The organism is Pseudovibrio sp. Ad5 (assembly GCF_001623095.1).
In the GTDB taxonomy this organism is placed as follows: Bacteria; Pseudomonadota; Alphaproteobacteria; order Rhizobiales; family Stappiaceae; genus Pseudovibrio.
The window spans coordinates 1-10,768 of the sequence record NZ_LMCH01000030.1; the positions used below are offsets into that span (position 1 = coordinate 1).

The window sequence follows — 10,768 nt, forward strand, 5'->3', positions numbered from 1 at the left end:
TTCTCAGCTGCAGCGCTGGCGGTCCGTGTGTTGTGCCCCATTGTTCACTCCTAATCTCATGATCATGAGCCAAAACACTCCCTTATTCAAATTAACCGATCTGTCCATAAGGCTTCGATGGGGAACAGCTTTTCGCGCTCAATCTCATACATTTGCTTACATAGTGCTGGCACAGAACGGCAAGCAGATAGTTTCTGACCTATGACGGTTTGGATGGTGTTTTACACAGGTCCTAAAAGAAAGCCCAAAGGTCGTCACAAGCTGTCAGGCCGTCAGAAACAGCGGCAAACGGGGACGTTTTACAACTTCAAAATTCGTATGTGTGGTGGCTCTTGTCACAAGCCGTCAGCGGGAGAGGTATGTCTATGCCGAACATAACGAAGCGAACGGTGGATGCGGCAAGGTCAGCAAGCAGAAAACATTTCCTCTGGGATAGCAAGCTCAAAGGGTTTGGTCTTCAAGTGACGCCAAGCGGTGCAAAAACATTCATTGTGCAATATCGCACGCATGAAGGCCGCTCCCGTCGTATGAGCCATGGGAAATATAGCGAATTGACACCTGATCAAGCCAGAGATCTGGCGACCAACGTTCTGGCGAAGGTCCATAACGGTGATGATCCCTTGTTAATGCGGGAAAGCAAACGATCTGCTCCCACAGTGAATGTTCTTCTTGATACTTACATGAGCAAACATGTGCAGGTTCATAATAAGCCCAAGACAATGAAAGACATTGAACGTCTCCTAAAGCGGTGTGTTCATTCACGACTGGGGCAAATGAAACTCAACTCTGTCAGGCGGCAGGATATTGTAAAGCTGCACCACTCGTTGAGAGCAACACCTCGTCAAGCCAATCAGATTCTGGCGGTGTTATCTAAGGTGTTCAATCTGGCTGAAGTATGGGGACTACGGCCAGAGCACACTAATCCGGTTCGGTTGGTCAAGCGTTATAAAGAAAACGGGCGTGATCGTTTCCTGTCAGAGGAAGAGTTGCAAAGATTGGGGCGGACCCTTGAACTCGCGACACATTAAGGGCTTCCCTGGATCATAAAAGCTGGGAAGGGCACAGCCAAGCACTTGCCCAAAGATATTGCAAAGCGGAAGACACCTATAAAACCGAGAGCTCTTTATTGCTTACGTCTGCTCCTTTACATCGGTGCACGCTTGAGTGAGATCACAACCCTGAAATGGAAGCATATTGATTTTGAGTTGGGCACGATTGCACTGCCTTCAAGAAAGGGGGATGAGCGTAAACCTCATCCGGTAAGTACCAATGTGATCGAAATCCTCTCTGATATTCCAAGAGTGGATGTTTCACCATATGTTTTGCCCGGCTGTAAAGATCCGACACGCCCCATTTCGATTGAAGTAATTGAGAATGCATGGCAGCGCATCCGCGTCCATGCCAACATTCCTGATGTACGTATTCACGATCTGCGCCACACGGTTGGCACCTTCGCAGCCCAAGCAGGCAGCAACGCCTTCCTCATCAGCCACCTTCTACGCCACCGCAACGTGACCATCACCAATCGCTATGTGAACCATGATGCCCATCCAATCCGGGTACTGTCAGAGACGATTGGTGAACGGATTGAGGCTGGATTGGAAGGACGAGAATGAGAACTCCGCTACAGGCATTTGGAGGTATTTATTTGGATAATTGCGAGCACCACATGAAGCTTTTGACCAAAAGCAGACTTTCGAGCAGCTGCGAGCTATCTTAGTGTGGGTGCGCCTTCAACTTCAAGTCGATACTAGCTGGACTTCTGATGTAGTTAGTAAGCAACTCTTTGTAGAGGTGTAAGAAATGTCTCCATGGACGAAGTTATCATCAACGCCAAGTGAACAGAACAGCTATTTAAGCAAGAGTAAGCTCTACTGCAAAATGCAAGGACTGCCAGTAATGCAGCTGAGACGTGGGGCAAAGGCATTCGGCGCAGATCATTTGGAAATAAGCTAACCCACAGCCTGTCATGGCCATGAGTACCGATGAGAAAATACAATTGTCATTTAACAATCTTTGCGATGCTGATGATCGATAAGGGAGGGTAAAGACTAAGTCGCTTTGCGGCTTGCATGTTTACGAGTACTGAAAATCGTTCGAGAGCCCTGATTGATAGTGCTCCAGGTGACTTTGCTTTGAATAAAATTTCGTAGGCCTGAGAAGCTGCTAATTTGCCTACGTTTTTGTAACTGTTAGAAACAGACATAAGGGCCAGGCCATCGCGAACCATTTGTTCATATGCACTAAAAACCGGCAGGTTCTCTGATATTGCAGCTTCTGTGTAACTTTGCCGGTTTTCGAGATTAAAAGAGCTGGATCCAACATACAACGCGTCTGCGCCCAGGGCTTTAGCCTCTGCAATCTTGAGCGGAATTTCTGCTGGATCTGCCCGTTCGTCCGCGCCAAGACTATATTCAAGAGAAATGACCTCAAAACCCAGTTGGTCTGAAAGTGCTGCCAACTTTTGAGTGTTCTGGTGAGAGTTAACTGCGTTCGGCTCGTTAATAACCGCGAGATGCTTTATGGGTTGGTACTCAAAAATGTGTTTGAGCTGTACAGTCTCATTCACACGATTATGCACGCCAGTTACCAAGGGCCGCCCTGAGGTTTCATGGTCTACGATAATGCCTGCACGAACCGGATCTGCGACAATCATAAAAAGGGATGGGATGTCACCCAAACCTGAGCCTATACCGTAATCTGCAATCGTGCCAATGAGAGAACGCGTGACTGAAGTCCCCCAGGTGACAACAAGATCGGGTCTCTCTTTGAGGAGAAGTTGCTTCACTTCCGGCAATAGGCTTTTGTCTTTCGCCACATCAGTGACGATCACGTTCACAGGAAGCTTCCTGCTTTTGAAGTAATGAGTGAAGCTTTTACAAGCCTCTTCACAGCCACGCCAAACAACCATGTGCACCTGATAAGCGTCCGAGTCGTCCTCTCTGGCTCTTGTTGCCCCTGCCATTAAAACAAGGGCAACTATGATGAACATCACTTTAGGCATGAGCTTGCACCTCCTGCTTTGAGGAGCGTGAAACCAGAAGCATTATGAGTCCCGAGCCAATAATCGCAGCACCGAGAAGTGCGGCAACAGTGGTATACTCTTGCTTTACAAGCAGTGCTGCTACGATAAGTGGACCAGCAGCGCTGCCGACACGCTCAAACATACGAAGATAACTCAGCGCACCAGTTCTGCTAATTTGTTGCTCCTTCTCGACTGCTTCCATGACCGCAACCATGATGGGAGCCTTGATGAAGGCATGAGCGAGGCCTACCAACGCGACCACTATAAACACAGCGATAATGTTCGTGTTTTGGTATAGAGCCATCAGAGCCACTCCTGACGCAATTGTTGCATAAGTGATCACGGAAAGATTTTTTCCAAGCTGATCAGAGAGACGAGAGGCCAGTGGGCTGATTGGTATAATAATCAAGGAATAGGCCATCATAATCCGACCAATCTCAGATTGACTGGCATCCAGGCTGGCCAGATAGATTGGAACAAAGAAATAGAGGAAACCTGTGAGGACGATCTTGGTCGGAATTGCGCAAAACATCAGGATTGCCACGAACTGCGTGTTTCCTATGAGCGTTATCAAAGACTTACCTGCTTTTGATGTTGTTGAGACGGTATCCGACTTGAAGCTTGGTAACTCGTTTTGCAGCATTCGCCAACCCAGAATACCTGCAAGGACCATAAGACTGATAGCGATTACGAAAACTGGCTTATAACCAACCCAATCAGCCAAAATTGCACCAATTGCCGTTCCACACATAGTGGCTGTCATGGTAACACCAACATAGGTTGCCATTGCCTTTGCACGGCTCCCTTCGTCTGCAACAGCAGCAATATAACTCTGGCAACTGATTGTAATAATCCCGTAACCGATTGCAGTAATCGAACGAGCAATAACAATGTCAGTTGCGTCTTGGGCTAAAATACAGAAAATGTAACCACCGATTGCAGGTACCAAACCAGCGAGGTAAAGCTTTTTGTTGCTGAAACGTTCGATAAGCTGTCCTGAAAACGGTGAGATGATAGCGACGACCAGCATGAAGGCTGAAATCGGCAGGCCCGTCATGATGTCTTTTTCGAACCAATCGTTTTCATCGTAATACTCCATGGAGAAAAACGGTAGAAACGACTTTTGAAGCTCATCAGCTAAGCAAAATACAAAAAGTGGTATCCGTGCATCTGCAATAGACGCCTTGTTACCTTCTTCGACACGAAACAACTTGTATTTCTTAGCGAAAGTACGCAACTCTTCGCGTGATATATTTTTTGCCTGCTGCAGCTGCTCAAGCGTTTTGCGGATTTTGGCGTTTTGCCGGTTCATCGCTGCAATGAACCGGCCGGCCCAATCTTTGCGGTCAGAGCCAAGATATGTGCCCAAATGCCCTCCAGCACACTTTACGATGGCTGATTCAACAAGACGTAGTGGCACTGTTATGGTTGAACTGACGCAAACAATCACGACTTCAACCGCAATCAGACATGCCGCCAAGAGAAGAACAAATGTATCAAGAAAGATACTGGTGAGCTGACTGTTGACGTACTCCTCATCCAAAGTGGTTTGCACTTGAACAACAGGAGCACCATTCACAACTACATCCGTTAATACCGTCTGTTTCCTGTTGTCAGAACCAAAAATGAAAACTCCTAATTTCGAGAGGGAGTCGTAGGTTTGCTGAGCAAGTAAAATGGCATTGCTCTCGGTACTCTCACGCTCCAGGGGGAGTGTCTCACTCTTTCCCAAATGCACCGAAGAGTTAGCAGCAACAATAGAAATTCCACTTATTTCCTTGTGTTCTGCAGTTAGATCAGTGAGGTACTTTTTAACTCCTCTGATTTCAGAGTACGGAATACCAATCTCGCTAGCATATTCCAGATTTTGCTTGACGGTTTCGCTAACGCTCCGTGCCTTTGCAAGCAAGAATGGGTTTAGGCCAGAGTTAAACTCCGCCAGAGTAACAACAACACTTAGAAATGCTGCCACCGACATAGCAACTGACATAGTCAGCAAAAAGTGCCTTGAGAATCTTGAGAATATCGTCACGTCAACTTTCCTCAAGACTATCGCTCAGTTTGGTGACTGCGCTGACACTAGACATTTTCGAAAGGTCAAGTAGTGCTGTTTCTTGCATTCTCTTGCCCTTCGATATCTGTTTTTGCAGCTCATCAGATCCCTTGGGATCAAGAGTTCCCAAATCCGCTTTACCAGACTTCCTGAAGTAAGACTTTCGAACATGTAATTGGAACAAGGAGAAAAGGCCTATCGAGATTGCAACGAGTGCAAAAATACCCAGATACATAAGTGTGAGACGAGACCATGTGTCTCTCACTTTTGCTGATAGTTCCTTAGTATGCTCTGAGATTAAAATAGTTCCCATAATGGAGTTTGAAGAGTCGCGCAGTATGCGGCCAGCGTACAGATACTCCCCACTTTCACGTGTTATGGTCTTATCATCACTCGTTAGAACGCCGGGCAGAACCTCATTCATATCTTCTTGCAAGACATTGCGATCTCCGGAATGAGCCAGGATCGTGCCCTGAAGATCTAAGAGAATAATTTGATGAATCTTTGGGTCGCGCAAGCGCTCGCGTTCGATCAAAGCGTCCAGATCGGATATTTCATGCATGCTCAGGCCGACAGCTTCCGCTCGCCGGATAACCACGTCAATAGCGCTCGCGGTGACTTGCAACCGAGATGATGTTGCCTCGACAACCAGTGTTCGAAACTTAAGCAAGCTTAAAGCACTTTGGAGCGCAAGCATCACTGCAATAACCGCAAGAGTCGAAACAACAACTCGCAATCTAATACCAGAAAGCATCTGAGTATCCATAAACTAAGGTCTCTAATCTTATCGTCACGTGTAATTTGAAACTGTGACGTTCACCGGATTATCTGGTTGGAAGGCGGGTCTGAGGCACAGCAGCTAACGGGCGTCGTCTTGGTTATGTGGAGCAGCTGTGGCACCAATCGGACAAGTACCACCTTAAGCTTCAGTTGGGTGACAAGTATTATATTTTCACATTACTTGATATTTCGATATTATTTGAATTTACAAAATACTAATAGAATTCTAATTTGAGAATATATCGCATTTTTGCAATTGATTCATTTGATAGAGTGGAGATAAATTAATATACGCATCATGTATACGTAATTTTTATTTAAATACATCCCATTGCTACTTAATGTCATTAAAATTAATCGCAGTATTATTGACATTTACTAACAGCGAATATAGATCTCTCAGTCCGAAATGCACACTATCGCAACCTCGAGTTAAACACAGAGATTAATTGTAACGCGGAATGCGGGCTCTCGTTACTTATCATCGCTCATTACATTCGGTTCGTTCCATTTCCATTTTGCGCTCTAGTAAAACTACGGACTGTGAGTAAGCAACTCATTAGACCACCGCAACAAAAAGAAATTGAAGGCCCTATAGCTATAAGCTATGAGGCGGAGGAGGGTAATTGAGTACATTGACCATTCAGAGACTTGAGATCTTTCGGGCAATCTATGAGAATGGAAGTCTTACTCAGGCAGCGTCAGAGCTTAAACTTGCGCAACCTACCGTTAGTAAGCATATCAGTAATTTTCAACGGACATTGGGATTTGACCTCTTCGTCAACGAAAAGGGGCGCCTGCGACCAACCGTAGAAGCAGATGCGCTCTACCAAGAATGTAAGGATATGTTTGATCAGTTGGAGCATATTGATCAGTCTGTTCAGTCACTGCGTCGCGGAAGTGAGCAAATCCTCAGGGTGATGATTGTTGTACCTGGAGCACAACTGCGCCTCTTCAGTGATGCTATCCGGGCCGTGAGAGATCGATGGCCCGATATTAATTTGATTGTTTCTGTTGGAGGGCGGGATACTCAGATTTGGAAGCTGCGCAGAGGGGAAATTGACCTTGGAATAGGAACTCCTAAGCTGCCCCATCCAGATATTGAAAGTGTGGTTTTGACCACCTTGCGGATGGTGGGCATCATGCCAATTACGCATGAACTTGCAACTCAGAAGAAAGTTTCTGTCTCTGATTTTGGCAAGTACCCGAGCATTTTACCGTCAGAATCTACATTGTATGGTAAGCTCATTTTGAGAACCTTAGAGCATGTGGGTGTCGTTCCAGATACCAGGATCAGCGCGGATGCGCCCAGCCAACTGCCATTACTTGTAGATTCATTAGAATGCTTGAGCATTCTTGATATGATAACAGCCTTTCATCCACCTAAAGATGCCGCCATCAAAGTTTTACCGTTAGATGTATCCATGGACTACAACGTCTGCGTCAATCGGATCCAGGGCCGTGTTCTTACACCGCAAGCCGAGTTCTTAATTGAGAAACTGCGCGAAGGGTTATCACAAGAAAAGCATCGTATGGAGCGACAGCTTTAGGGTTGTAGCCGAATTTTGTGTGTGAACTCAGTTTGTTGAATGGAGAGGCGGCGCAAGATAAAGACGCCGCCTTTAAGATACTTATCACTCAGCACAAGGCTCTAGGCAGAGTGGGTCATCTTCTCTGCAATAACCGGGAACGCATTGTGGACCGCCATAGCCAGTCGGCGGATTAGAAATGCAGGCATAGTCTTGTGTATCGGTGGCTCCTGTACACTTTCCCTGCTCTAGACAGCTCTCAGTTGTATTTGTCTGGAACTGGAAAAGCACTCGATTGGTGGCATGTTTGTCTGGATTGCATGTAGCAATAAAGGTGTTTGTCACAGACTGTGATAGCGCCGTTTGGAAGTTCTCTGACAATGCAAAGCTCATTGACACCTGTTCACTGACCTTTCCACCAGCGCCAAGAACCTCAAAACTTTCCTCCATAGATTCTGTGACTGTGCTTATCCATTCTGCCGTCGTCGACCAGGTATTGGTGCGTGAGGTACCGATTGAAAGTTGTTCCGAAATCGAGCATCCTTGCCCCTGACAAGACTGGATTTTTGACCAGACCCCAAATGTACTGGTAGCAGATGGTGCTACGGCCATCCAATAACAACGCTTGGTTTCGTGGACCGGATTTGGCCCAAAGGTTTCATTGTTACATTCATAGATACTGTCTGCTGAATGCAAAAAGCGCCAATCAAATTGATTGTCAGTGCCATAACGCATGAGAACGACATCGCCGACTTGCGGAGTGCAGTTTTGTCCCTCGGTAGCGCACTCTGTGAGCGTGTTATCCTCTGACAGAGTATAGTACGCGCTGCTGCTGTACTGGCATACCTTGTCGGTGCCGTTGAGCGGGTTGTAGTTGAAGTAATCGTTGGTGCATGCCACTGTTTGCTCGCCATCACCGGACATCACGGTGTACATCCAGCTGTTGCTGCTGCCATATCGGATCCAGTGCATCTTACCTGTATCAGGCAGGTTGAACGTCGCCCCTTCCTTCGCAACTTCAATATAGCTACCCTCAGGTGCGACTTTCAGTAGGTTCGCTGTCGTATAGGCACACTTCTTGTTTTGACCATCCGACGGGTTGCCCCAGAAATTGTTGCAGGAAATTCTATCCAGACCCTGAGCGAGGATGTAGGTATAATTATCTCCCTCACCGTATCGCATGGTGATGACGCCGTCACTGTCGGGATAGCAGTGCTTGCCCTCATCGGCGCAGTTAACCCAACTTGTTTCTTCCGTTTGCTCCTCGCTTTGCTGAGTGGTATCGGCTTGCACGGGGGGCGCGATCAAGGCTTGGGCTACGAGCACAAAGCCTGCAGCAGTCAAGAGATTTCGTAGCAAAGGATAATCCTTTCAAGAAAACACACTAGATGTGAAATGGCTCAAGCTACGTCTTGCAAGCACGCAGCAGGGTACGCCGTTCCAGGTTTTTGAAGATCTGTTCAACTGAAGAGAGGGGGTTTCTTATTTAAAAAATTGGGATCTAAACATCGCTATCCTCAAGTAGAACCGCGACAAAAAGTAGATTGGCCTCACAACGGTAGCAACACAAATAATTTTAATGCTATATTGCTGTGGTCTATACGCTAATTAATCCAATTACGATTAGTTTTTATATAATTTTATTTGATTTGTACTTATGTGAGCACATTGCTGTTAAGATGTGATGATATAACAACTTACAGCATTACATAGTGAAGACGTAACCGTAAAATAACTAAGGAATAATTTGGGAGAAATGCCAAGGTAAACATGTAGAGGCTCCTTAGAACTATAATAGGACCACTCCAGCTAGCGAAGTCATTGGGTACTTCATCGATCCTTGACGACAAAGGGGTATCATCAAGCTGCTAACTGGCATTTCTCCCACATCAAAGTTAGTCACTCAGGCTGTTGCTCTTCTTACTCCTATTAAACTTAGCAATAACAGACCTGGAATCTGCGATTATCATTTTGATGCCATCAATGATTGAGTATTTGAAGGCGACTATGCTTACAACGCAAAAAAGTTATGAGAGACTTTGCTTTGGGCTATACATTAAAGTTTAAAAGCAAAGGTATTGGTTTTGAACTTAGCTCTCTAGAAAGAGTGCGAGCAAGGCCGACTGCCTTCTACTTAAACTGCTTGACTAGGTGCTGAGATCGGATGTTCAGGTTGCTGGAGACTTAAACTACATAACTTAAAACGCTCATCCAATTTGGAAGTGCTTATGTGTGCAACCAAGGAGGTGCCGCCGCACCACTGACAGTTGGACACAGTACATGCTTCAGTTAGCGCCCGCAGAGCTCCGTCTCGTACTCGCTTAAGGCAACCTGCTTTGCAGGCAGATCTACGCTTTCTCCACCTTACATTCTCCGACCGAAACGCCACTACTAACTCAACACTCGGAAAGGGGACTGATTTCAGACCAATTCGAGCCTTCTACGTGTAAGCCGTTTGCATAGCTTATGCAAAGATCACCATTCAACTCTTGCTAGAACCACTCGAATGTCTGCAGTTGGCCCTGGCTACAAGCATTTTGCTCGGCCATTCGTTCTAATTCGGAGCCTCCCTGCCAGAGCGATTGCTCAACTTCAGCGTTATCTCATCAAACATGTTTTTAAAGGCAGTAAATACAAGTTGGCTGGGCTCATGACAAACGCCTTTCGGAAGAAGCTGCCGCTGAGAATACGATTTACAATGACTGTTTTGTTGAACCCCAGCCTTACGCAGGAGCTTTTATGACTTTCGCAAAAATGGTATTTTTTGCCCTGCTTGGGATGAGGTAATCAAAATGCCAAGCCGTTTCAGCCGTGTTTCTTCTTTCTTGGCACTCATGACCCACCAGATAGAATCACGTTTATAGGAAGGTGCCAAACTCGTAAGGAAGCTCCAAGCAGAATGGTTAGCCTTGATTTGATCTTCATAGGCCTTTGTAAGCAGCACACTTCGATCCTTTGAGGTATAGCCTTGTGCATCTGATCTGTTGTTAAAGACTTCCATCCCGGCTGATTCCATCTTTCCCAGCCGTATGAGTGCATTGACCTTATTCACGTTTACAGCACTCCAAACACTTTGTGTTTTGCGCGGCGTAAAACGGATCTTATAGCTCTCTTCGTCAATGGTTTTTCGAATTCCGTCGATCCATCCAAAGCAAAGAGCGACATCGACCGAAGAGGACCACGTAAGGCTAGCTCGCCCCGAACTTTTCCTGAAATAGCCCACCCAAAGTTCACGAGCTTCAGGATGTTCTTTCGTAAGCGTCCGGCGAACCCGACCTGACGATTCTAGCTTTGCTGCTCTATCGTACGTGTAGTTTTATCTGCATGGACTTTGATGATGATAGAAAGCCAAGGACGGCGCTGGAGTGACGATGATGATTA

8 protein-coding genes are annotated in these 10,768 nt (G+C 46.3%); 3 read left to right on the forward strand and 5 right to left on the reverse strand.

Features of this window, described 5'->3' with window-relative positions; all coding sequences use genetic code 11:
* Positions 1-365: 365 nt before the first annotated feature.
* Positions 366-1,028: an Arm DNA-binding domain-containing protein gene (locus PsAD5_RS28300; RefSeq protein WP_208981665.1), complete on the forward strand. Its 663-nt coding sequence runs from the start codon at positions 366-368 to the stop codon at positions 1,026-1,028.
* A 45-nt stretch (positions 1,029-1,073) separates the two neighbouring features.
* The gene (locus PsAD5_RS28305; protein ID WP_208981666.1) at positions 1,074-1,616 is read left to right on the forward strand and encodes a site-specific integrase; all 543 of its coding nucleotides are present in this window, start codon (positions 1,074-1,076) and stop codon (positions 1,614-1,616) included.
* Positions 1,617-2,002: 386 nt separating this feature from the next.
* Here PsAD5_RS28305 and PsAD5_RS14070 read toward each other — a convergent pair whose 3' ends face one another.
* The 3 genes from PsAD5_RS14070 to PsAD5_RS14080 form a co-directional block, all read right to left on the reverse strand.
* Positions 2,003-2,833, reverse strand: a complete 831-nt coding sequence (locus PsAD5_RS14070; RefSeq protein ID WP_208988617.1) for an ABC transporter substrate binding protein — start codon at positions 2,831-2,833, stop codon at positions 2,003-2,005.
* A 163-nt stretch (positions 2,834-2,996) separates the two neighbouring features.
* Positions 2,997-5,057, reverse strand: coding sequence for an MFS transporter (locus tag PsAD5_RS14075; protein WP_208988618.1), 2,061 nt, complete (start codon positions 5,055-5,057; stop codon positions 2,997-2,999).
* 1 nt (position 5,058) lies between these two features.
* On the reverse strand, positions 5,059-5,844 hold the full coding sequence (locus tag PsAD5_RS14080; protein WP_063292581.1) for a hypothetical protein: 786 nt from the start codon (positions 5,842-5,844) through the stop codon (positions 5,059-5,061).
* A 640-nt stretch (positions 5,845-6,484) separates the two neighbouring features.
* On the opposite strand from PsAD5_RS14080, the gene PsAD5_RS14085 reads away from it, so the two are divergent.
* Complete coding sequence (locus PsAD5_RS14085) at positions 6,485-7,408, forward strand: LysR family transcriptional regulator (protein ID WP_063292582.1); 924 nt, start codon at positions 6,485-6,487, stop codon at positions 7,406-7,408.
* Positions 7,409-7,492: 84 nt separating this feature from the next.
* On the opposite strand, the gene PsAD5_RS14090 is transcribed toward PsAD5_RS14085, so the two are convergent.
* Both PsAD5_RS14090 and PsAD5_RS28170 read right to left on the reverse strand, forming a co-directional pair.
* Positions 7,493-8,746: a hypothetical protein gene (locus PsAD5_RS14090; RefSeq protein ID WP_153041389.1), complete on the reverse strand. Its 1,254-nt coding sequence runs from the start codon at positions 8,744-8,746 to the stop codon at positions 7,493-7,495.
* Positions 8,747-10,124: 1,378 nt separating this feature from the next.
* The gene (locus tag PsAD5_RS28170) at positions 10,125-10,439 is read right to left on the reverse strand and encodes a YdeI/OmpD-associated family protein (protein ID WP_206599734.1); all 315 of its coding nucleotides are present in this window, start codon (positions 10,437-10,439) and stop codon (positions 10,125-10,127) included.
* Positions 10,440-10,768 lie beyond the last annotated feature (329 nt).